Source organism: Duganella sp. Dugasp78, assembly GCF_059491455.1.
The window spans coordinates 789,307-811,482 of sequence record NZ_CP168506.1 but is presented as its reverse complement, the minus strand read 5'-3'; the positions used below and the strand labels follow the sequence as shown (position 1 = coordinate 811,482).

The following is a 22,176-nucleotide window of genomic DNA, read 5'->3' as shown; positions in this document are numbered from 1 at the left end:
TACTGAGTTGGGCGGCGGCAGACCAGGGAAGTCCAATTCAGCAGGATTCAGTAAAAATTTCAGCAGGTTTGCTACAAGGAGAGTGCCGATACACCCGGTGTGTGTATTCTCACGGCAAGGTTCCAGTGTGCGCGAGGATAAGGTAATATTGGTTGTCTTGTCACCTAAGCAACTGGAGCAGCGATGCAAAATGTCGAGCTGAATGCGATCGAAATCCTGTTCGATGAACTGAGCGATGTCGCCTTTTTCGTCAAGGACCGCGACGGCCGCTACCTGGCCGCCAACCGCACGCTGGTGCGCCGCTGCGGCCTGCGCACCAAGCAGGAGATCGTCGGCAAGACGGTGCTGGAGGTGCATCCGCGCCACCTGGCGCAGAACTACATGGCGCAGGACCGCGAAGTGATCGAGGCCGGCCACACCATCAGCAAGCACCTGGAACTGCACCTCTATCCCAACCGCCGCCACGGCTGGTGCCTGACCCACAAGACCCCGCTGCGCGACGACGCCGGCGCCATCGTCGGCCTGGTCGGCACCTCGCACGACCTCGGCCTGGCCGACGACCACCACCCGGTGTACCGCCAGATCGCCAGCATCGCCCAGCACATCCGCGACAACTACAAGGAACCCCTGTGCCTGAACCAGCTGGCGCAGGAGGCCGGCCTGCCGCTGGCGCGCGTGGAGCGGCTGTTCCAGCGCGTGTTCCATTACAGCCCGCGCCAGCTGCTGCTGCAATCGCGGCTGAACGGCGCGCTGGCGCTGATCGAAGCCGACCAGACCCGCAGCATCGCCGACATCGCCAACGACTGCGGCTATTCCGACCACAGCGCCTTCAGCCGCCAGTTCAAGGCGCTGACCGGCATGACGCCGGTGCAGTACCGCGCGCAGCACCACGGCGCGCGCGCGCAGGCGGCGCCTGCCGTGCCCTTGTGGCAGGAACTGGGCGCCTGAAGCCCGTCCGCGCGCGCCGACTGTGGTTTTTCGGCGGCAGCGCTGTGCCGTTCCCGCGCCCCCGGCTGCCTAAATAGAGCGAACCGTCCGCGCAGCTCCGGAGCGGGCCATGATCTGCAAACTTGTCAAGCTAGTATTTCCTAGCCGCCCAAACATGGCGGCAAAGACCAATAACTATTCTTGAAGAAAAGAGGCAGACATGTCGTTATCGAGGAACATCCTGTATCTGGGCGGCCTATGCGTGGCCAGCCTGACCTTTGCCGCCCATGCGGACCAAAGCACCGATCCCGCCGCGGACCAGCACGGCCGCCTGAAGCAGGCGCCCATGCCGCACCAGCGTCAAAACCTGCCGCCGTCGATCGAACAGCAGAAGTACCAGGTGGCGCCGACCACCAAGCCGCGCTATGACCTGTTGCCGCGCCATCAGCGCAACAGCCTGACGCCGCTGAGCGCCACGCCGGACTGCCAGGACATGAACAAGCTGGCCGGCTACAGCGGCGCCGCGCTGGCCGACTACCTGGTCAACCTGCCGGACTACGAATGCACCTACGGCCTGTTCTCGCTGACGCCGGAGCAGGGCGCGACGGTCTACTCGGCCGCCAACATGAGCGCCATCGCCAGCCGCTTCACGCAGGAAGCCGGCAGCTACAACGCCAGCAATATGGCGCTGGTCAACCTGACGCTGTACCTGCGCGCCGGCTACTACCTGGCCGAAGGCGGCACCATCGCCCAGCCGGCCGCGTCGCTGAAGACCGCGCTGCGCACACCGATCAAGCAGCTGGCCGATGGCACGGCGCTGTACCTGCCCAACGCGGTGGCCAGCAGCACCGCCGGCGAGGCGCTGCGCCTGATCACCAATATGCATGACGAACCGTTCTACCTGTCCAGCGTGAAGTCGCTGGTGCAGCGCTACACCAACAGCGCGAGCAATCCGCATGCGGTCGACGCGCTGCGCAACCCGAGCACCAGCGGCGCCCTCACCTCGGCGCTGACGGTGATGTTCTACGCCCACTACCGCGCCGACGGCGTGCCACTGCTGCAAAACGACCTGTCGTATGCGACCGCGCTGAACGCCTTCGTCACCTCCAACAAGGCGGCGCTGCTGGGCGATTACTACGGCTACGAGCTCAACGATGCGACCAACGAGGCGTTCCGCTTCATGCAGTATCCTGCGCTGAAGGCCGGCGTCAAGCCGATGGTGCAAGCCATGCTGGCCAGCTCCAGCATGACCGGCGCCGACAGCGACCTGTGGCTGGCGGCCGCCTCCGCCGTCAAGTACTACGACAACGCCAACTGCGCCGAGTACGGCACCTGCGACTACGTCAACCAGCTGGCCAATGCCGTGCTCAAGTACAGCAAGGACTGCAGCCCGACGCTGCACATCCGCGCCCAGGACATGACGCCGGAACAGCTGCAGGACAGCTGCGACAAGCTGGCGGTGGAGGAGGGCTATGTGCACGAGATGTTGAAGACCAACCGCACGCCGGTGGCCAACGACTACAACACCTCGCTGGAACTGGTGGTGTTCGACGACTACGCCAACTACAGCAAGTACGCCTCCGTCATCTACGGCATCAGCACCAACAACGGCGGCATGTACCTGGAAGGCGAGCCTGACCAGCCGGGCAACCAGGCCCGCTTCATCGCGCACGAGGCCTCGTGGCTGCGGCCGACGTTCCAGGTGTGGAACCTGGAACACGAGTTCGTCCACTACCTGGACGGCCGCTTCGACATGCTGGGCGACTTCAACATGGGTACCTCGGTGCCGACCGTCTGGTGGATCGAGGGTATCGCCGAGTACATGTCGCTCAAGAATAACAACCAGGTGGCGATCGACATCGCCAAGACCGGCACCTACCGCCTGAGCCAGATCTTCGGCAACACCTACAGCATGAACGACTATGTGACCCGCGCCTACCGCTGGGGCTATATGGCGACCCGCTTCATGATCGAGCGCCATCGTTCCGACGTCGACACTGTGCTGGGTGACTTCCGTGTCGGCAACTACAGCGGCTACCAGGACTTCATGGGCCGCATCGGCACCAGCTACGACGCCGAGTTCGCCGACTGGGTCAACAACGCCACCACCGCCGGCCAGCCGCCGCTGCCGGAGCCGCAACTGCCGCGCTGCGCGTCGACCAGCTACCTGGGCAAGAACTGCGGCATCACCGGCCTGTCCTCGAGCGGCCAGGCGTATGTCTACCTGATGGTGCCGGCCGGCGCCAAGAACGTCAAGGTCTACAGTCGCGGCGGCAGCGGCGACGTCGACCTGTACCTGGCGCTGGACCGCTACCCGACCGTGGCCTCGTTCGACATGGTGTCGGCCAGCGCCGGCAACGCGGAAAACCTGTACCTGCCCAATCCGGTGGCCGGCCACTGGTACTACATCATGCTGAACGCTAAAACCAGCTTCAGCGGCGTGACGGTGTATGCCACCTACGAGTAATTCTTGATTAGGAAGCACTTAAAACGGCAGCCGCACGGCTGCCGTTTCTGTTTTTTGCCGACGGATTTCGTATAATACGGGCTGGCGGCGCAAGCTCGATTTGTCTATACAAGTTGGCCGGTGCCGCGGTAATGTCCAACAACGCACCCAGGTTTCCCCATCCGCTTAATTGCGCCGCCGGCGCGACTTGCCGCAAGAAATCCCCTCCGCACGCACATTCCCGGCCCCGCCCAGTCCTTGTTCATTTGCTATCGCAATGTTGGCGCTTTGCAACTATATGCATTTAATTCAATTATTTTATTCCGCCGTTTTCACCGTTTTAGTGCACTGAAACACATGTGCATAGATGAGGTAGCACATTCACACTCTGACATAAGTACTTAATTTGCCTGACTATTTTATTTCTACCCGGCTTCAAGGAATCACGCTAAGTCCTTAATTTCATTACTAAAATCGCTGTTTCGTTTGCCTGAAAGCGCTTGACCACTATTCTTGCTTCCTCTAAAGTGGGCATCTGTGTGAAAAAGTGTCTTTTTGTGGGAGATTTCACCCGACTTAGCGGCGGGGGAGATGCGAAACGGAAAACGCCGATCATGCTCCGCTAACCCTACTGAGGTCAAAAGGTAATCCCGTGTTTCAAGGCGCGTCCGCAATCAATCTCGATGCCAAAGGCAGGATGTCTATCCCCGCCAAGCACCGTGACGCGCTCTCGATCCAGTGCGAAGGCCGCCTCACGCTGACCCGCCATCCCGACGGCTGCGTCATGCTGTTCCCCCGCCCCGTGTGGGAACAACACCGCCAACAGATCGCCCAATGGCCGATGCAGGCCCGCGCCTGGCAGCGCATCTTCCTCGGCTACGCCACCGACGTCGAAATGGACACGGCCGGCCGCATCCTGATTTCGCCGGAGCTGCGCAGCGCCGTCGGCCTGGAGCGCGAAGTCATGATGATGGGCATGGGTTCCCATTTTGAAATCTGGGATGCCGCCAAGATGGCGGAAAAAGAGCAGCAGGCGATCGAAGCCGGCACCCCCGATGTACTCGCCAATTTCTCCTTCTAAGGCTCCGTGATGACTACTACATCGGTGCCGGAATTTCAGCATCGGACGGTGCTGCTGGACGAAGCGGTCGACGCGCTGGCGATCGACGGCGCGCGCGCCGACGGCGTCTACGTCGACGGCACCTTCGGCCGCGGCGGCCACTCGCGCCTGATCCTGTCCAGACTGGGCGCCAAGGCGCGCCTGATCGCCTTCGACAAGGACCTGCAGGCGATCGCCACCGCCGGGCAGATCAACGACCCGCGCTTCACCATCGTCCACGACAGCTTCGCCACCATGCACGCGGCGCTGGCCGAGCGCGGCGTGGCGCAGGCCGACGGCATCCTGCTCGACCTGGGCATCTCGTCGCCGCAGGTGGACGACGCCGCGCGCGGCTTCAGCTTCCGCAACGACGGCCCGCTCGACATGCGCATGGACACCACGCGCGGCATGTCGGCGGCGGAGTGGCTCGCCACAGAAACTGAACAGACACTGGAAAAGGTGATCAAAGAATATGGGGAAGAACGGTTTGCTTTTCAGATTGCAAAGGCGATTGTTGCTCGCAGGGCAGTCGAACCAATTTCAAGCACACGACAGCTTGCCGGCATCGTGGCAGGCGCGGTCAAGACTCGGGAAAAGGGCAAGGACCCGGCCACCCGCACCTTTCAGGCTATCCGGATTTTCATCAATAAAGAGCTTGAAGACCTCGAGATCGGTCTGAACCAGGCCTGGAACAGCCTGGCGCCGGGCGGCATCATCGCCATCATCAGCTTCCACTCGCTGGAAGACCGCATGGTCAAGCGCTTCTTCGCCTCCAAGGCCAACGTCGAGCAGCCGGACCGCCGCCTGCCGATCCGCGCGGTCGACCTGCCGCAGCCGGAACTGAAGCTGCTGGCCAAGTTCAAGCCGTCCGACGCCGAGATCGACGCCAACCCGCGCGCCCGCTCGGCCGTGATGCGGGTGGCGCGCAGGCTGCCGTTCCCTGCGAAGGACGCGGCATGAGCGGCAAGATCAACCTGGTGCTGGCCGCGCTGCTGGTGGCCTGCGGGCTGTCGCTGGTGAACGCCCAGTACCAGGCGCGCCATCTGTTCATCGAGCTGGAACGCACGCAGTCGCAGGCGCGCCAGCTCGACATCGAATGGGCGCAGCTGCAGCTGGACCAGTCGACGCTGGGCAAGCACGCCCGCATCGAGGAAATCGCCCGCCGCGACCTGAACATGACGCCGTTGACCGCGGCGCGCACGCAGTACCTGACGCCGGAAGGATCGAAATGAGCCGCGGCAGCAATGTGAACACCTCACGCGTGGCCCGCTCCAAGGGCGTGCCGTTCTCGAAGAACCCCGTGCTGGCGGTGCGTCTGCCGGTATGGCGTTCGCGCGTGGTGCTGTTCGTATTGTTTGCCGCCTTCGCCGGCCTGGCCGCGCGCGCCCTGTGGCTGCAGGGCCTGTCGACCCAGTTTCTGCAAAAGCAGGGCGAGATCCGCTACGCCCGCACGCTCGACCTGCCCGCCACGCGCGGCAAGATCACCGACCGCGACGGCCAGGTGCTGGCATCGTCGGTGCCGGTCAAGGCCATCTGGGCCATCCCGGACGACGTGCAGGACGCGCCGCCGGCCAAACTGAAAGAGCTGGCGCGCCTGCTCGACATGAGCAACGCCGAGCTGCAAAAGAAGCTCGACTCCGACCGCGGCTTCGTCTACCTGAAGCGCCAGGTCGAGCAGGACGTGGCCGACCAGATCACCAAGCTCGGTATCGACGGCATCCAGACCCGCAAGGAATACAAGCGCTTCTACCCGCAGGGCGAAGTGACGACCCACGTGGTGGGCTTCACCAACGTCGAGGACGTGGGCCAGGAATCGATGGAGCTGGCGCAGCAGAAGACGCTGGTGGGCCAGCCGGGCAGCCGCCGCGTCATCAAGGACCGCCTGGGCCACATCGTCGAGGACATCGAGTCGGTGCGCGAGCCGCACGACGGCAAGGACCTGACGCTGTCGATCGACAGCAAGATCCAGTACATCGCCTTCACGCAGGTGAAGGAATCGGTGGAGAAGTTCCACGCCAAGGCCGGCGCCGCCGTGGTGCTGGACGTGCACACGGGCGAGGTGCTGGCGCTGGCCAACTGGCCGACCTACAACCCCAACGACCGCTCCAAGCTGACCGGCGAACAGCTGCGCAACCGCGTGATGACCGACACCTTCGAGCCGGGTTCCTCGCTCAAACCGTTCACCGTCGGCCTGGCGCTGGACGAGAAGCGCATCACGCCGCACACCATGTTCGACACCGGCGCCGGCTCGATGGTGATCGCCGACCACGTGATCCACGACACCCACCCGCACTACATGATCGACGTGCAGGGAATCATCCAGAAGTCCTCCAACATCGGCACCTCGAAGATCGCGCTGAGCATGCCGCCGCAGGAGATGTGGGAGATGTTCACCAAGGTCGGCTTCGGCCAGCAGCCCAAGTGGGGCTTCCCCGGCGCTGTGGCCGGCCGCGTGCGTCCATATAAATCGTGGCGCCCGATCGAGCAGGCCAATATGAGCTTCGGCCAGGGCATCTCGGTGTCGCTGATCCAGCTGGCGCGCTCCTACATGATCTACGCCCGCGACGGCGACATCATCCCGCTGTCGTTCCAGAAGGTGACCGAGGCGCCGCACGGCACCCAGGTGGTCAGCGCCAAGACCGCGGCCGATATGCGCGAAATGCTGGAGATGGTCACGCAGCCGGGCGGCTCGGCCGTCAAGGCGCAGGTGCCAGGCTATCGCGTGGGCGGCAAGACCGGCACCGCGCAGAAGTTCATCAACGGCCACTACTCGCAAACCAAATACATCGGCAACTTCGTCGGCATGGCGCCGATGTCGAACCCGCGCTTCATCATCGCCGTCATGATCGACGAACCGGGCGGTCCGGTGCACGTCGGCGGCGACGTGGCCGGCCCCGTGTTCTCCGCGCTGGCCGCCAACGCGCTGCGCGCCAAGAACATCACGCCCGATTCCACCCTTACCCATATCATCATTCCTGATAATGCATCACAGGAGAACATGTGACGACTTCTGACTTCGACCCGCTGGCAATCGCCGCCGCCATCCGCAAGCTCGCGCCATCCGCGCAGCTGGCGTCGGATTCGCGCCGCATCAAGCTGGGCGATGTGTTTTTCGCTTACCCCGGCGACGCCGGCGACGGCCGCAGCTTCATCGGCAGCGCCGTCGAGCAGGGCGCCGCGCTGGTGGTGTTCGACCCGGCCGGTTTCACCTGGGACGACAGCTGGGCCGTCCCCTACATCACCGTCGAAAAGCTCAAGCAGCACGCCGGCGTGATCGCCCACGCGTTTTATGAGCAGCCGGATGCGGCCATGTTCACCGTCGGCGTCACCGGCACCAACGGCAAGACCTCCAGCGCCGTGTGGCTGGGCCACGCGCTCTCGCGCGGCGCCGAGCCGGCCGCCGTCGTCGGCACGCTGGGCGTGGGCCTGTTCCGCGCGCGCGGCGATGTCGAATACGACGTCACCGGCTACACCACGCCGGACGCGGTGCTGCTGGCGCGCACGCTGGCCGACCTGCGCACGCAGGGCGCGGCCTCGCTGGCGATCGAAGTATCGTCGATCGGGCTGGAACAAGGCCGCGTGGCCGGCATGCACTTCGACGTCGCGCTGTTCACCAACCTAACGCGCGACCACCTGGACTATCACGGCACGATGGAGGCCTACGAGGCCGCCAAGACCAAACTGTTCGACTGGCCCGGCCTGAAAACGGCGGTGGTCAACCTGGACGACCCGATGGGCCTGCGCCTGATCGCGCACCTGAAAGCGAAAGCTCCGCTGGCCGGCGACATTCCATTGATCGGCTACACGCTGCTCGACGCAGCCGCGCAACCTGACATCGAGGGCGTGCTGATGCTGCGCGCCAGCCAGATGCGCGCCAGCCGCAGCCTGGGCACCGAGTTCCACCTGGAGTGCGCGCTCGGCGTGGCACTGGTCAAGACTCACCTGGTCGGCAACTTCAACATCAGCAACGCGCTGGGCGTGATGGGCGCGATGCTGGCCAAGGGCCTGGGCCTGCGCGCCGCCATCGAGGCGGTCGAATCGCTGCAGCCGGCGCCTGGCCGCATGCAGCAGGTCGGCGGCCAGGACGCGCCGATGATCGTCATCGACTACGCCCACACGCCGGACGCGCTGGAAAAAACCCTGGCCGCGCTGCGCCCCGTAGCCACCGACCGTGGCGGCCAGCTGTGGTGCGTGTTCGGCTGCGGCGGCGACCGCGATCCGGGCAAGCGCCCGCAGATGGGCAAGATCGCGCAGATGGCCGACCACGTGCTGGTCACCAGCGACAACCCGCGCAGCGAAGACCCGCACGCCATCATCGAGCAGATCGTCGCCGGTATGGACCGCAACAACCCCGCATCGACCGTGCAGACGCTGGACGACCGCGCCGCCGCCATCCTGTCTGCCATCAAGCACGCCGGCAAGCCGGACGTGATCCTGCTGGCCGGTAAGGGCCACGAGCCGTACCAGGAAATCAAGGGCAAGAAGCTGCCATTCTCGGACGCCGACCACGCGCAGCTGGCGCTGTCGGCCCGCTTAACCATGATGAGGACGAATTAATGCGTGCAGCACTCGCACAGATTCTGCCTTCTGTGACCGGCGCCCAGCTGATGGGTTCCGGGGAAGTTGTATTCAACGGCGTCTCCACCGACAGCCGTAATGTATTTGCAGGTTCGCTGTTCGTCGCCCTGCGCGGCGAGGTTTTCGACGCCCACAACTTCCTCGCGCAGGTCGCGGAGAAGGGCGCCGCCGCGGTCGTCGTTGAAGAACTGCCGGAGGGCTGGGCCGCATCGACCGGCGTCGCGGCCATCGTCGTGCCGAACACGCTGGTGGCACTGGGCCAGATCGCCAACCACTGGCGCCGCCAGTTCGCCATGCCCGTCATCGGCGTCACCGGCAGCAACGGCAAGACCACGGTCAAGGAAATGATCGCCGCCATCCTGGCCGCCGCCCATGGCGAAGACGGTCGCCTGGCCACGCGCGGCAACCTGAATAACGAAATCGGCGTGCCGCTGACGCTGTTCCGCATGGAAGCGAAGCAGCAGTCCGCAGTGGTCGAACTGGGCATGAACCATCCCGGCGAAATCGGCCGCCTGAGCGCGATCGCCGCACCGACCATCGCCATGGTCAACAACGCCCAACGCGAACACCAGGAATTCATGCACACCGTGGAAGCGGTCGCGCGCGAGAACGGCGCCGTGCTGGCGAGCCTGCCCGCCGACGGCGTGGCCGTGTTCCCGCATGGCGACGAGTTCACGCCGATCTGGGAAGAGCTATCGGCCGGCCGCCGCGTGCTGCGCTTCGGCCTGACCAAGGACGCGGAAGTAAGCTGCACCTTCCGCGCCAACGATTTCGGCAACGAGATGTTCGTCACCATCCGCGAGGGCAGCGCAGAGCCGGAACAGTTCTTCGTCAACCTGCAGGCGGCGGGCGACCATAACGTCCGCAACGCGCTGGCCGCCGTGGCCTGCACATACGCCGCCGGCATCGCGCTGGACAAGATCAAACTGGGCCTCGATACCTTCGCACCGGTCAACGGCCGCTTGCAGAAGAAGGCCGCGGCCAACGGCGCCGTCGTCATCGACGACAGCTACAACGCCAACCCGGACTCGGTGCGCGCCGCCATCGACGTGCTGTCCAAGGCCGCCGCCCCGCGCGTGCTGGTGCTGGGCGACATGGGCGAAGTCGGCACGCAGGGCCGCGAGTTTCACGAAGAAATCGGCGCTTACGCGCAGAGCAAAGGCATCGAACAGGTGCTGGTAACCGGCGAACTGGCCGCGCATATGAAAGGCGCGTCCATTCGTCATTTTGAAAACTTCGGCGATTTGCTGGCTGCTGTCGAAGCAGCCGTCGCGCCGGATGCAACCGTATTAATCAAGGGCTCCCGCTTCATGAAAATGGAACGGGTCGTGCAGCATTTGATTGGATCGCAACAAGCTAACAAGGAAAGTCACTAATCATGCTGCTCTGGCTCGCTCAGTATTTTCAGCAGGACCTCGGACCACTCCGGGTCTTCAACTTCATCACCTTCCGCGCGGTGTTCGCCACCGCGACCGCGCTGCTCATCGGCCTGTCGGCCGGTCCGGCCGTGATCCGCAAGCTGACCGCCATGAAGTACGGCCAGGCCGTGCGCATCGACGGTCCGCAGACCCATTTGAAAAAACACGGCACCCCGACCATGGGCGGCGTGCTGCTGTTGATCGCTATCGGCGTCTCCACGCTGCTGTGGTGCGACCTGTCCAATCGCCTGATCTGGCCGGTGCTGGTCGTCACGCTGGGCTTCGGCGCCGTCGGCTGGGTCGACGACTACCGCAAGGTGGTGCGCCAGGACCCTGAAGGCATGCGCTCGGCGGAAAAGTACTTCTGGCAGTCGCTGGTCGGCATTGGCGCCGCGCTGTACCTGGCGTTCTCGGTGTCCGCGCCCAACGGCAGCAAAGTGTTCGAGCTGTTCTTCGCCTGGGTGCAGTCGGGCTTCTCGATGGACCTGCCGCCGAAGGCCGACCTGATCGTCCCGTTCTTCAAGACCATCAGCTACCCGCTGGGCGTGTGGGGCTTCATCGCGCTGACCTACTGTGTCATCGTCGGCACCAGCAACGCCGTTAACTTCACCGACGGCCTGGATGGCCTGGCGATCATGCCGACGATTATGGTCGGCTCCGCGCTCGGCCTGTTCGCCTACCTGACCGGTAGCGCCACGTATTCGAAGTACCTGTTCATCCCGCACATTCCCGGCGCGGGCGAACTGATTATCTTCTGCGGCGCGCTGGCCGGTGCCGGCCTGGCCTTCCTGTGGTTTAACACCCACCCGGCACAGGTGTTCATGGGCGACGTCGGCGCGCTGGCGCTGGGCGGGGCGCTGGGCACTATCGCCGTCATCGTGCGCCAGGAAATCGTCCTGTTCATCATGGGCGGCATCTTCGTCGCCGAGACGGTGTCGGTCATTATCCAGGTGGGCTGGTTCAAGATCACCAAGAAGCGCTTCGGCGTCGGCCGCCGCGTGTTCCTGATGGCGCCACTGCACCACCACTTTGAGCAAAAAGGCTGGAAAGAGACCCAGGTCGTCGTGCGATTCTGGATTATCACGATGATGCTGGTGCTGATCGGTCTCTCTACTTTGAAACTGCGCTGATGATCTACGAAGGCAAAAACGCACTGGTACTGGGACTGGGTGAATCCGGTCTGGCGATGGCGCTGTGGCTCGCCCGCAGCGGCGCGCGCGTGCGCGTGGCCGATACCCGTGAATCGCCGGAGCGCATGCCCGCGCTGCGCGAGGCCGTGCCGGAAGTGGACTTCGTCGCCGGCCCGTTCGGCGCATCGCTGCTGGAAGGCGTGGACTTCGTCGCCGTCAGCCCCGGCTTGGCACCGTACCGCGAGCTGGCCGAGATCGCGCCCGCCGCCGCCGCCGCCGGCGTGCCGGTGTGGGGCGAGATCGAACTGTTCGCACAGGCGCTGGAAGCGCTGGAGCAGGAACGCGGCTACACGCCCAAGATCATCGCCATCACCGGCACCAACGGCAAGACCACCGTCACCACGCTGGTGGGCCAGCTATGCGAACGCGCCGGCAAGACCGTGCGCGTGGCCGGCAACATCAGCCCAGCCGCGCTGGACGTGCTGCGCGAAGTGATGGATGCCGGCACCATGCCCGAAGTGTGGGTGCTGGAGCTGTCGTCCTTCCAGCTGCAAACCACCTTCACGCTGGAGGCGGATGCCGCCACCGTATTGAACGTCACCCAGGACCACCTGGACTGGCACGGCGACATGCCGTCCTACGCCGCCGCCAAGCACCGCATCTTCGCCGCCGACACCGTACGCGTGTTGAACCGCGACGACGCCACCGTGATGCGCATGGCCAGCGCCACCGGCGTCAACGTCACCTTCGGCACCGACGCGCCGACGCTGCGCGACGACCTGGGCCTGAACAGCGAACGTGGCGTGCTGTGGCTCGCCACCGCCGTGCCGTCGGAGGAAGAGGGCGAACCGAAGAGGCGCAAGAAGAACGATCCGCCGCCGCCACCGGTCGAATGCATGGTCAAGAACCTGATGCCGGCCGACGCGCTGCAAATCCGCGGCGTGCACAACGCCGCCAACGCGCTGGCCGCGCTGGCGCTGTGCCGCGCCATCGACCTGCCACTGGCGCCGCTGCTGCACGGCCTGCGCGAGTATCGCGGCCAGCCGCACCGCGTGGAACTGGTCAGCGCCATCAACGACGTCGAATACTACGACGACAGCAAGGGCACCAACGTCGGCGCCACCGTGGCCGCGTTGAACGGTTTGGGCAAGGCCTTCACCGGCGCCAACCAGCGCCTGGTGGTCATCATGGGCGGCGACGGCAAGGGCCAGGACTTCACGCCGCTGGCCGAACCGGTATCGCGCTACGTGCGCGCCGTGCTGCTGATCGGCCGCGACGCGCCACAGATCCGGACCGCGCTGGAAGCGTCCGGCGTCGAGCTGGAAGACTGCGGCACCGACCTGCCGCAAGCCGTCAAGCGCGCCAGCGAACGTGCGCAAGCCGGCGATGCCGTGCTGCTGTCGCCAGCCTGCGCCAGCATGGACATGTTCAAGAACTACGCGCATCGCGCCCAGGTGTTCATCGACACCGTGCGCGAAATCGCCCTCGACGCAGGACAGGAGCTCTGATGGCCTTCCAGATGCCGTTCCGCTTTGCTGACAAGTCGACGCCGCCGTCGATGGACAGCCGCGCGCGGCAATCGAAGATGATGGAATACGACCAGCCGCTGGTCTGGGTCACGTTGTTGTTGATGTTGCTCGGGATGGTGATGGTGTACTCGGCCTCGATCTCGCTGCCGGATTCGCCCAAGTTCGCCAACTACGTGCGCTGGCAGAACACCTACTTCCTGCAGCGGCAGGCGATGTTCATCGGCGTCTCGCTGCTGGCCGGCCTGTTCGTGTTCCGCATCCGTGTCTGCGACCTGCAGAAGGCCGCGCCGTATCTGTTCATCGCCACCCTGGTGCTGCTGGTGCTGGTGCTGATCCCCGGCCTGGGCGTGGTGGTCAACGGCGGCCGCCGCTGGCTGTCGCTCAAGGTCATCAACGTCCAGCCGTCGGAACTGATGAAGGTGGTCGCCGTGCTGTACGCCGCCGACTACACCGTGCGCAAGCAGGAATACATGCACAAGCTGACCAAGGGCTTCATGCCGATGGCGGCGGCGGTCGGCTTCGTCGGCCTGTTGCTGCTGCTGGAGCCCGACCTGGGCGCCTTCGGCGTGATTGTCTGCATCGCCATGGGCATCCTGTTCCTGGGCGGGATCAACGCCATCTGGTTCGGCGGCATCGGCGCGGTGCTGGTGGTGATCTTCGGCTCCATCATCGCGCTGTCGAAATTCCGCCGCGAGCGCTACTTCGCGTACCTCAATCCGTGGGAAGAAGACAATGCACTGAACAAGGCCTACCAACTGACCCACTCGCTGATCGCTTTCGGGCGCGGCGAGATTTTTGGCGTTGGCCTGGGCGGCAGCGTCGAGAAGCTGCACTACCTGCCGGAAGCGCACACCGACTTCCTGCTGGCGGTGATCGGCGAAGAACTCGGCCTGGCCGGCGTGCTGGTGGTGATCGCCATGTTCTACTGGCTGATCAAGCGCGCCTTCGACATCGGCCGCCAGGCCATCGCCATCGACCAGACCTTCGCCGGCCTCACGGCCAAGGGCATCGGCATCTGGATCGGTGTGCAGACGTTTATCAATATGGGCGTCAACCTTGGCCTGCTGCCGACCAAGGGCTTGACCCTGCCGCTGATGAGCTATGGCGGCACGGGTGTGGTTATTAACTGCATCGGACTCGCGATCCTGCTCCGGATCGACTACGAGAACCGTGTCCTGATGCGTGGTGGCAGATTATGAAACGACTGATGATCATGGCGGCCGGCACCGGCGGCCACATTTTCCCCGGCCTGGCGATCGCGCAGACGCTGCGCGCGCGCGGCTGGGAAGTGAGCTGGCTGGGCACCGCCGCCGGCATGGAGCAGGACCTGGTACCCAAGCACGGCATCGCGATGGACAGCATCGATTTCACCGGCATGCGCGGCAAGGGCCTGAAGCACACACTGGGCGGCGCGCTGAAGATGGTCAAGGCCTTCGCCGCCTGCTTCGGCTACATCGGCAGCCGCAAACCGGATGTGGTGCTGGGCATGGGCGGCTACGTCACTGTGCCGGGCGGCCTGATGGCGCGCCTGCGCGGCGTGCCGCTGGTGCTGGTCAATGCCGACGCGGCGCTGCTGCTGTCGAATAAAACGCTGGTGCCGTTCGCCGAGCGCGTGTGCTTCGGCTTCCCGGCCAATTTCGGCAAGGCCGCCAGCAAGGCTGTCGTCACCGGCAACCCGGTGCGCAAGGAAATCCTGGAAATGCCTGAGCCGGACCTGCGCTTCTTTGGCCGTGAAGGTCCGCTGCGCATCCTGGTGGTGGGCGGCAGCCTGGGCGCGAAAGCGCTGAACGACAACCTGCCGGCCGCGCTGGCGCTGATTCCGGCCGAGCAGCGCCCGCAGGTGACGCACCAGTCGGGCAAGAAGAACATCGATGCGCTGCGCACCGCCTACGCGCAGGCGGGCGTGGAAGCGAACGTGGTCGACTTCATCGACGACATGGCCGCCGCCTACAGCTACGCCGACGTGGTGATCTGCCGCGCCGGCGCGATCACCTTGTCGGAGCTGACCGCCGCCGGCGTAGCAAGTGTGCTGGTGCCGCTGGTCGCATCGACCACCAGCCACCAGCGCGACAACGCGCAGTGGATGGCGAAACAAAACGCGGCGATCCACATGCCGCAATCGGAAATGAGCGCGCAGAGTGTAGCGACGCTGTTGGAAACGCTGACCCGCGGCGCCTGCCAGACCATGGCAACGGCGGCGCGCGGCGTCGGCAAACGCGATTCGAATGACGCTATCGCACAAGTATTGGAACAATTAGCATGAAGCATAAGGTACAGAATATTCACTTCGTCGGCATCGGCGGCAGCGGCATGAGCGGCATCGCCGAAGTGCTGCTCACGCTCGGCTACACCGTCTCCGGCTCGGACCTGGGCAGCAACGCCGTCACCCAGCGCCTGGCCGACATGGGCGCCACCGTCTATCAAGGGCACGCCGCCGACAACATCGGCAATGCCGACGCCGTCGTCACCTCGACCGCCGTCCAGCAGGATAACCCGGAAGTGGTGGCTGCGCGCAGCCGCAAGATCCCCATCGTTCCGCGCGCCGTGATGCTGGGCGAGTTGATGCGCCTGAAGCGCGGCATCGCCATCGCCGGCACGCACGGCAAGACCACCACCACCAGCCTGGTCGCATCGGTGCTGGCGCAGGGCGGCCTGGACCCGACCTTCGTCATCGGCGGCCGCCTGACCTCCGCCGGCGCCAACGCCAAGCTGGGCACCGGTGATTACCTGGTGGCCGAAGCCGACGAATCGGATGCATCGTTCCTGAATCTGACGCCGATGATCGAAGTCATCACGAACATCGACGCCGACCACATGGAGACCTACGAGCACGATTTCGAAAAGCTCAAGCAGGCCTTCGTCAGCTTCACGCACCGCCTGCCGTTCTACGGCCGCGCCATGCTGTGCATCGACGACCAGCATGTACGCGCCATCCTGCCGCAGGTAACCAAGCCTGTGACCACCTACGGCTTCCACGAGGACGCCGAAGTGCGCGCCGTGAACGCCCGCGCGGTCGGCGTCGAGATGCACTTCACCGTGATCCAGGAAGGCTATCCGGACCTGGACGTGGTGCTGAACCAGCCCGGCCTGCACAACGTGCAGAACGCCTGCTCGGCCATCGCCATCGCGCGCGAGATCGGCATCGAGGACAAGGACACCCAGGCCGGCCTGGCCGCCTTCGCGGGTGTGGGCCGCCGCTTCACCAAATACGGTGATGTCGCCATCCCGGGCGGTGGAACCTTCACGCTGGTTGACGACTTCGGCCACCACCCGCTGGAAATGGAAGTGACCACCGCCGCCGCGCGCGCCGCCTATCCTGGCCGCCGCCTGGTGCTGGCCTTCCAGCCGCACCGCTTCAGCCGCACGCGCGACCTGTTTGAAGATTTCGTCAAGGTGCTGGGCACCGTGGACGTGCTGGTGCTGGCGGAAGTCTACGCCGCCGGCGAAGCGCCTATCGTGGCCGCCGACGGCCGCTCGCTGGCGCATGCGCTGCGCGCACGCGGCAAGACCGAACCGATTTTTGTTGAGGCGATCGGCGATATGCCGGAAACCATCATGGGCGTGGTACGCGACGGCGACGTCGTCATGACCATGGGCGCAGGCTCGATCAGCGGCGTCCCGGCCAAACTGACTAACTATCCAAAGGTCTGAAAGTGAATCACCTTACTCCTGTTGACGCAAAAGCTTTCGGCAAGGTCGGCGTGCTGTACGGCGGCCGCTCCGCCGAGCGCGACGTTTCCATCATGTCCGGTAACGGCGTGCTGGCGGCCCTGCAAAGCAAGGGCATCGACGCCCACCTGTTCGACACCGGCGTGCGCACGCTGGCCGAACTGGCGGCTGAAAAATTCGACCGCGTGTTCATCGCGCTGCACGGCCGCTTCGGCGAAGACGGCAGCCTGCAGGGCGCGCTGGAACTGCTGGGCATTCCCTACACCGGCAGCGGCGTGATGGCCAGCTCGGTGGGTATGGACAAGATCACCACCAAGATCGTGTGGCTGGCCGCCGGCCTGCCGACGCCGCGCTATGCGGTGCTCAACGCCGCCGCCGGTGCAAACCCGGACCTGGACGCCGTCTGCGCCGACCTGGGCCTGCCGCTGATCGTCAAGCCGCCGCATGAAGGTTCGACCATCGGCATCACCAAGGTCAGCGCCGCCGGCGAATTCAAGGCCGCCTTCGACATCGCCGCTGCGCTGGACGATTCGGTGCTGGCCGAGGAATTCGTCACCGGCCGCGAGTTCACGGTCGCCATGCTGGGTTCCGGCGCCAACGCGCGTCCGCTGCCGGTGGTGGAGATCGTGGCCCCGCAAGGCAATTACGATTACCAGAACAAGTACTTCACCGACGACACCAAGTATTTCTGCCCGGCCGTGCTGCCGGAAGCGCTGACGCAGGAGATGCAGCGCCTGGCCGTGCTGGCCTACCGCGCCATCGGCTGCGAGGGCTGGGGACGGGTCGACTTCCTGCTGCGCGAGAGCGACCAGAAGCCCTTCCTGCTGGAGGTGAACACGTCGCCAGGCATGACCGGCCACTCGCTGGTGCCGATGGCGGCGCGCGCGGAAGGCATCAGCTATGAAGACCTGTGCGTGGAAATCCTGCGCACTGCACGTTTGAAAATGAAGGGTTAAGCAGCACGATGTGGCAAGACGCTAAAGCCTTGAATGCGACCGCCAGCGGCATTTTCGTCCTGACGCTGTTGGCATGCATCGCGGCAGGCGTGTGGTGGGTGGCGCAGCGGCCGATGTTCACGCTGCGCACCATCCGGATCGAGACGATCGGGCAGGACGAGTTAAAGCATGTGAATCACCTGACGCTGCGTAACAACGCGCTGGGTCGCATCAAGGGTAACTTCTTCACGACGAATCTGGATGCGGTGCGCCAGGCGTTTGAATCGGTGCCCTGGGTACGCCGCGCGACGGTGCGCCGCGAATGGCCGGACCAGTTGATCGTGGCCCTGGAAGAGCATGAGGCGCTGGGTACGTGGGGCGAGGACGGACGGCTGTTGTCGACCAAGGGCGAGTCCTTCACCGCCAACCTGGCCGAGGCGGAAGAGGACCATGTGCTGCCGGAGTTCGACGGACCGGAAGGCAGCGAGAAGGAAGTGCTGTCGCGTTACGACGAGCTGCGCGCCTGGTTTGCGCCGCTCAAGCTGGTGCCGGAGTCGCTGTCGCTGTCGAGGCGCTATGCATGGACGGTGAAGCTGAATAACGGTATGAGCGTGGCGCTGGGTCGGGAGCAGACCAGCACCACGTTGAAGGAAAGGGTGGACCGCCTGATGGGAATTTATCCGCAGCTGGTGGAGCACTTGCAGAACATCGAGACCATCGATATGCGTTACCAGAACGGGCTGGCCCTGAGCGCGACGGGATTGAAGATTCCGGCCGAGGGAGCCAAGCCAAAACCGATCGTGAAGAAAAAAATACAGTAGGCAGAGATAAATGACTAAAGACGCTAAAAACCTGATCGTTGGCCTCGACATCGGCACCTCGAAAGTGGTGGCCGTGGTGGCCGAGGTGATGGGCGATGGACGCCACGAGGTGATCGGGCTGGGCCAGCACGAATCGAAAGGCCTGAAGAAGGGCGTGGTGGTCAACATCGAAGCGACCGTCGAATCGATCCAGCGCGCGCTGGAGGAAGCGGAGCTGATGGCCGACTGCAAGATCCGCAATGTCTACGCCGGCATCGCGGGCAGCCATATCCGCAGCTTCAATTCCAGCGGCATGGTGGCCATCAAGGACAAGGAAGTGACGGCGACCGACGTGGCGCGCGTCATCGAAACGGCAAAGGCGGTTAACATTCCGACCGATCAGCAGCTGCTGCACACGGTACCGCAAGAATTCATCGTCGACAGCCAGGAGGACGTGCGCGAGCCGATCGGCATGAGCGGCATCCGCCTGGAAGTCAAGGTCCACATCGTCACCGGCGCCGTGTCGGCGGTGCAGAACATCGTCAAGTGCGTGCGCCGCTGCGGCCTGGAAGTGTCGGACCTGATCCTGCAGCCGATGGCCTCGGCCGACGCCGTGCTGACGCCGGACGAGAAGGAACTGGGCGTGGTGCTGATCGACATCGGCGGCGGCACCACCGACGTCGCCGTGTTCTCGGACGGCGCGATCCGCCACACGGCCGTGATCCCGATCGCCGGCGACCAGATCACCAACGACATCGCGATGGCGCTGCGCACCCCGACCTCGGAAGCGGAAGAGATCAAGATCCGCTACGGCGTGGCCAAGCAGGTGCTGGCCGATCCGGGCGAGTCGCTGGAAGTGCCGGGCCTGGGCGACCGCGGTCCGCGCAACCTGTCGCGCCAGGCGCTGGCTGCCGTGATCGAGCCGCGCGTCGAAGAGCTGTTCGCCATGGTGCACCAGGTGGTGCGCGAGTCGGGCTACGAAGGCGTGCTGTCGTCGGGCATCGTGCTGACCGGCGGCACCGCGATCATGCCGGGCATGGTCGAGATGGCGGAAGACATATTCCTCAAGCCGGCGCGCCTGGGCACGCCGGACTACCGTGGCCAGCTGGCCGACGTGGTGCGCAGCCCGCGCTACGCGACCGTGCTGGGCCTGTTGTTGGAAGCGAAAAAGCAGTACCTGCGTGGCCATATCGTCACGCGGCAGGATGGTTCGGTGAAGGCAGTATGGCAGCGCATGAAAGAATGGTTCTTGGGTAATTTTTAACGAAAACCCGTCGTTCCCGCCTGCGCGGGAATGACGGACAACTAAACTATTTATATTAAAACCGCAGTTTTCAATCCCCAGTTCTTCTAACGATATGAGGACTGGCGCTTGAAAACCGCATTCTGATAGGGAGTCACATCATGGAGTTTGATATGGTCGATAACGCAGCTTTGGGCACCGTCATCAAGGTCGTCGGAGTCGGCGGCGCGGGTGGCAATGCAGTTCAACACATGATCAACAAGGGTATGGCCGGCGTCGAGTTCATCGCCGCCAATACCGATGCCCAGGCGCTGGCGACCTCCAAGGCCGACAACGTGATCCAGATCGGTGATACCGGTCTGGGTGCCGGCATGAAGCCCGACGTCGGCCGCAAGCTGGCCGAGGAATCGCGCCAGCGCATCGAGGATTCGCTGCGCGGCGCGCACATGGTGTTCATCGCCGCCGGCATGGGCGGCGGCACCGGCACCGGCGCCGCACCGATCGTGGCGGAAATCGCCAAGTCGCTCGGCGCGCTGACCGTGGCCGTGGTGTCGAAGCCGTTCTCGCACGAAGGCCAGAAGTGCATGGACATCGCCGACGAAGGCCTGGACCAGCTGTCGGCCCACGTCGACTCGCTGATTGTGATCCTGAACGAGAAACTGGAAGAGATCTACGAAGACGAATCGCTGATCGAATGGCTGCAGCACGCCGACGATGTGCTCAACAACGCCGTCGCCGGTATCGCCGAGATCATCAACGTGCCGGGCCACATCAACGTCGACTTCAACGACGTCAAGACCATCATGGGCGAGCAGGGCAAGGCCATGATGGGAACCGCGACCGCGTCCGGCATCGACCGCGCGCGCATCGCCGCCGAGCAGGCCGTCGCTTCGCCGCTGCTGGACGGTGTCGACCTGTCGGGCGCGCGTGGCGTGCTGGTCAACGTGACCGCGTCGCGTGGCCTGAAGGGCAAGGAGATCAAGGAAGTCATGGCCGCCGTGCGCGCCTTCGCCGCGCCGGACGCGTCGATCGCCCAGGGTATCGCCTACGACGACAACATGGGCGACGACATCCGCGTCACCGTGGTCGCCACCGGCCTGGGCAAGGCCAAGAAGCACGTGCAGCTGGTTCCTCAGCAAATGCTGCGCACCGGCACCCACAACAGCCCGATGATGCCATCGGCTGCGCTGGGCGGCGCTGCTTCGTCGTCGGTCTCGATGGGCGCGACCAGCGGCATGGGCGGCGGTGCGTCGCCGGCCTTCGATGGCATGAAGGCGCCGGCAGTATGGCGTCGCGAGTCGGCTTCCGAGCAGGTGCGCGCGATGGAAAAGAATGGCATGGAAACCTATGACATTCCTGCCTTCCTGCGCAAGCAGGCGGATTAAGGCATACTGCACGCTCTAAGCCGGTGAAAGCCGCGCCTAGGCGCGGCTTTTTTACGTTTAACATTTATATAAAAGGAGTCATTCATGACCATCAAGATTGGCGATACCCTGCCAGAAGGCACCCTGTCCGAATTCATCGAAACCGAAACCGAAGGCTGCTCGCTGGGCCCGAACACGTTCAACGTACAAGACCTGGTCAAGGGCAAGAAGATCGCGATCTTCGGCCTGCCAGGCGCCTACACCCCGACCTGCTCGGCACAGCACGTGCCAGGCTACGTCAAGCACGCCGCCGACCTGAAAGCCAAGGGCGTCGACGAAATCTGGTGCATCTCGGTCAATGACGCCTTCGTCATGGGCGCATGGGGCCGCGACCAGAAAGCCACCGGCACCGTCCGCATGATGGCCGACGGCAACGCCGCCTACTCCAAGGCCCTGGGCCTGGACGCCGACTTCAGCAAGTTCGGCATGGGCACCCGCTCGCAGCGCTACTCGATGCTGGTTGAGAACGGTGTCGTGACCCAGCTGAACATCGAACAAGGCGGCAAGTTCGAAGTGTCGAACGCCGAGACCCTGCTGGCCCAGGCGTAATCGCCGGACTGGCTGGATGCAGTAACGAAACGGCGCCGTGTGCGCCGTTTGTCATTACCACCAGCCGTTATCGTGCAATACCACTTTCTTGTAGTAGTCGATGTTGGCGCGCAGCGCGAACAGCACGGTGGTGGCGACCCCCACGCCGTTTGCCAGCAAATCCCCATCGATGGCCGGCATGGCGGCCTCAATCAGAAACAGCAGCAGGAAGCCGGGCAGCCAATACAGCAGCGCCTTGCGCCACATGCCTTTGGCCAGATAGTAGAGCGGGCCGAACAAGAGTGCCCATACATTGAACAGCGTCCGCACACGCTCGCCCTTGGTCAGTTTCTTTTTCCTCGGCAGACCGGGGCCGCCCGCCAGCTCGATCAAATCAAAGCGGATGCGCCATGCGGGGCAAAAAATGGAGGTATGATTTCCAGGGCGCCG

19 protein-coding genes are annotated in these 22,176 nt (G+C 64.4%); 18 read left to right on the top strand and 1 reads right to left on the bottom strand.

The genetic code is table 11. The features are described from left to right. The first annotated feature begins 183 nt into the window (after positions 1-183). The 18 genes from ACEN9O_RS03530 to ACEN9O_RS03445 all read left to right on the top strand — a co-directional run bounded on the left by ACEN9O_RS03530 (position 184) and on the right by ACEN9O_RS03445 (position 21,747). Complete coding sequence (locus tag ACEN9O_RS03530) at positions 184-948, top strand: PAS domain-containing protein (RefSeq protein ID WP_495616271.1); 765 nt, start codon at positions 184-186, stop codon at positions 946-948. Positions 949-1,147: 199 nt separating this feature from the next. Then, complete coding sequence (locus ACEN9O_RS03525; RefSeq protein ID WP_495616270.1) at positions 1,148-3,394, top strand: M9 family metallopeptidase; 2,247 nt, start codon at positions 1,148-1,150, stop codon at positions 3,392-3,394. A 631-nt stretch (positions 3,395-4,025) separates the two neighbouring features. Further along, complete coding sequence (gene mraZ / locus ACEN9O_RS03520) at positions 4,026-4,454, top strand: division/cell wall cluster transcriptional repressor MraZ (RefSeq protein WP_495616269.1); 429 nt, start codon at positions 4,026-4,028, stop codon at positions 4,452-4,454. Between the two features lie 9 nt (positions 4,455-4,463). Then, entirely contained in the window at positions 4,464-5,432 is a 969-nt protein-coding gene (rsmH, locus tag ACEN9O_RS03515) for a 16S rRNA (cytosine(1402)-N(4))-methyltransferase RsmH (RefSeq protein ID WP_495616268.1), read from the top strand. Continuing rightward, positions 5,429-5,704: a cell division protein FtsL gene (gene ftsL, locus ACEN9O_RS03510; protein ID WP_020705059.1), complete on the top strand. Its 276-nt coding sequence runs from the start codon at positions 5,429-5,431 to the stop codon at positions 5,702-5,704. The genes rsmH and ftsL overlap by 4 nt, the downstream gene beginning before the upstream one ends. Further along, on the top strand, positions 5,701-7,476 hold the full coding sequence (locus ACEN9O_RS03505; protein ID WP_495616267.1) for a peptidoglycan D,D-transpeptidase FtsI family protein: 1,776 nt from the start codon (positions 5,701-5,703) through the stop codon (positions 7,474-7,476). The genes ftsL and ACEN9O_RS03505 overlap by 4 nt, the downstream gene beginning before the upstream one ends. Beyond that, positions 7,473-9,029 carry a UDP-N-acetylmuramoyl-L-alanyl-D-glutamate--2,6-diaminopimelate ligase gene (locus tag ACEN9O_RS03500; RefSeq protein WP_495616266.1) on the top strand — a complete coding sequence of 519 codons (1,557 nt, stop codon included), beginning with the start codon at positions 7,473-7,475 and terminating at the stop codon, positions 9,027-9,029. Before ACEN9O_RS03505 ends, ACEN9O_RS03500 begins: the two co-directional genes overlap by 4 nt. Continuing rightward, a complete protein-coding gene (locus ACEN9O_RS03495) occupies positions 9,029-10,426 on the top strand; it encodes a UDP-N-acetylmuramoyl-tripeptide--D-alanyl-D-alanine ligase (protein ID WP_495616265.1) in 1,398 nt (465 codons plus the stop codon). The genes ACEN9O_RS03500 and ACEN9O_RS03495 overlap by 1 nt, the downstream gene beginning before the upstream one ends. 2 nt (positions 10,427-10,428) lie before the next feature. Continuing rightward, positions 10,429-11,598, top strand: a complete 1,170-nt coding sequence (gene mraY, locus ACEN9O_RS03490) for a phospho-N-acetylmuramoyl-pentapeptide-transferase (protein WP_495616264.1) — start codon at positions 10,429-10,431, stop codon at positions 11,596-11,598. Further along, positions 11,598-13,106, top strand: a complete 1,509-nt coding sequence (gene murD / locus ACEN9O_RS03485) for a UDP-N-acetylmuramoyl-L-alanine--D-glutamate ligase (RefSeq protein WP_495616263.1) — start codon at positions 11,598-11,600, stop codon at positions 13,104-13,106. The genes mraY and murD overlap by 1 nt, the downstream gene beginning before the upstream one ends. After that, entirely contained in the window at positions 13,106-14,326 is a 1,221-nt protein-coding gene (gene ftsW, locus ACEN9O_RS03480) for a putative lipid II flippase FtsW (RefSeq protein ID WP_495616262.1), read from the top strand. Before murD ends, ftsW begins: the two co-directional genes overlap by 1 nt. Continuing rightward, on the top strand, positions 14,323-15,390 hold the full coding sequence (gene murG, locus ACEN9O_RS03475; RefSeq protein WP_495616261.1) for an undecaprenyldiphospho-muramoylpentapeptide beta-N-acetylglucosaminyltransferase: 1,068 nt from the start codon (positions 14,323-14,325) through the stop codon (positions 15,388-15,390). The genes ftsW and murG overlap by 4 nt, the downstream gene beginning before the upstream one ends. Further along, entirely contained in the window at positions 15,387-16,778 is a 1,392-nt protein-coding gene (gene murC, locus ACEN9O_RS03470) for a UDP-N-acetylmuramate--L-alanine ligase (protein ID WP_495616260.1), read from the top strand. Before murG ends, murC begins: the two co-directional genes overlap by 4 nt. 2 nt (positions 16,779-16,780) lie before the next feature. After that, a complete protein-coding gene (locus ACEN9O_RS03465; RefSeq protein WP_495616259.1) occupies positions 16,781-17,752 on the top strand; it encodes a D-alanine--D-alanine ligase in 972 nt (323 codons plus the stop codon). Between the two features lie 8 nt (positions 17,753-17,760). Continuing rightward, positions 17,761-18,552 carry a cell division protein FtsQ/DivIB gene (locus ACEN9O_RS03460; RefSeq protein ID WP_495616258.1) on the top strand — a complete coding sequence of 264 codons (792 nt, stop codon included), beginning with the start codon at positions 17,761-17,763 and terminating at the stop codon, positions 18,550-18,552. A 10-nt stretch (positions 18,553-18,562) separates the two neighbouring features. Next, positions 18,563-19,795 carry a cell division protein FtsA gene (gene ftsA, locus ACEN9O_RS03455; protein ID WP_020705070.1) on the top strand — a complete coding sequence of 411 codons (1,233 nt, stop codon included), beginning with the start codon at positions 18,563-18,565 and terminating at the stop codon, positions 19,793-19,795. 140 nt (positions 19,796-19,935) lie between these two features. Then, a complete protein-coding gene (gene ftsZ, locus ACEN9O_RS03450; RefSeq protein WP_495616257.1) occupies positions 19,936-21,159 on the top strand; it encodes a cell division protein FtsZ in 1,224 nt (407 codons plus the stop codon). A gap of 84 nt (positions 21,160-21,243) precedes the next feature. Beyond that, positions 21,244-21,747, top strand: coding sequence for a peroxiredoxin (locus ACEN9O_RS03445; protein WP_117013038.1), 504 nt, complete (start codon positions 21,244-21,246; stop codon positions 21,745-21,747). 54 nt (positions 21,748-21,801) lie between these two features. Here the strand turns inward: ACEN9O_RS03445 and ACEN9O_RS03440 are convergent, their stop codons facing one another. Beyond that, positions 21,802-22,119 (bottom strand): DUF2628 domain-containing protein, encoded by a 318-nt coding sequence (locus ACEN9O_RS03440; protein WP_495616256.1) that lies wholly within the window; start codon positions 22,117-22,119, stop codon positions 21,802-21,804. Positions 22,120-22,176: the final 57 nt, after the last annotated feature.